Annotated in this window: 1 protein-coding gene and 1 pseudogene; both read left to right on the top strand. The window is 72.6% G+C overall.

Annotated elements, in window-relative coordinates:
• Positions 1 to 112: pseudogene (locus ASF20_RS24960) on the top strand (PhnA-like protein); the annotation flags it as partial.
• A gap of 59 nt (positions 113 to 171) precedes the next feature.
• Positions 172 to 588, top strand: coding sequence for a CsbD family protein (locus ASF20_RS10700; protein WP_056274008.1), 417 nt, complete (start codon positions 172 to 174; stop codon positions 586 to 588).
• Positions 589 to 791 lie beyond the last annotated feature (203 nt).

Raw genomic sequence — 791 nt, 5'->3', positions numbered from 1 at the left:
CTACGGCGCGCTCGCCCTCATCCTGGGCGCCCTCGCCGGCTTCTTCGGCGGACGCCTCGGCGCTCCCAGGCGCCTCACCCTCGCCGACAGCGTCGACGCCCGCCGCGTCTGAGCCCTCGTCCCGGCCGGTCCCCGCGACCGGCCGGATCCCCGAACAGCAGGAGACCTGCCATGAACGGCGATCAATTCCGCGGCGCCTCACGCCATCTCAAGGGCCGTGCCCAGACCGTGGTCGGCGGCCTCACCGGTGACCCGGCGCGCCAGGTGCGCGGCGCCTTGAACCAGGTGGCCGGCGGCGCCCGGTACGCCTACGGCCGCGCCCGCGACCGGGCCGAGGACCTCGTCGATGACGGCCGCCACCTCGCCCACGAGGTACGCGACCGCGCCGGCCACTGGATCAAGGACGGCCGCGACCGCGCCGATCACCTGATCAAGGAGGGCCGCGCCTTCACCCATCACGCCCGCAAGCGCGGATCGACCTACGGCCAACGGGCCGTGCGCTACGCCGACGACAACCGCGCTTCAGCGCTCCTCGGCCTCGCCGCCGTTGCCTTCGCGGTCGGGTGGTTCGCCCGGCCCCGGCGTTGATCTGCAAGCCGATTACCGGGCTTGGCTTGCCGGACGCGAAAGACTCCGGGAAGCCGCCCCGGAACGGAGCGTGGGATCCGTCTGTGCCCCATCCCCGTTCTCTAACCTACGCGCGCCGCCTCGGCCGATCGCGATCCTGCCGACAGGCGAGCGATCACCCTCGGATCGTACCGTTTCTCCCAGACCTCGGACCACAGGATCGA

This window comes from Methylobacterium sp. Leaf88 (genome assembly GCF_001422795.1).
In the GTDB taxonomy this organism is placed as follows: Bacteria; Pseudomonadota; Alphaproteobacteria; order Rhizobiales; family Beijerinckiaceae; genus Methylobacterium.
The sequence above is the reverse complement of the archived record's forward strand: the minus strand, read 5'-3'. Positions and strand labels throughout refer to the sequence as shown.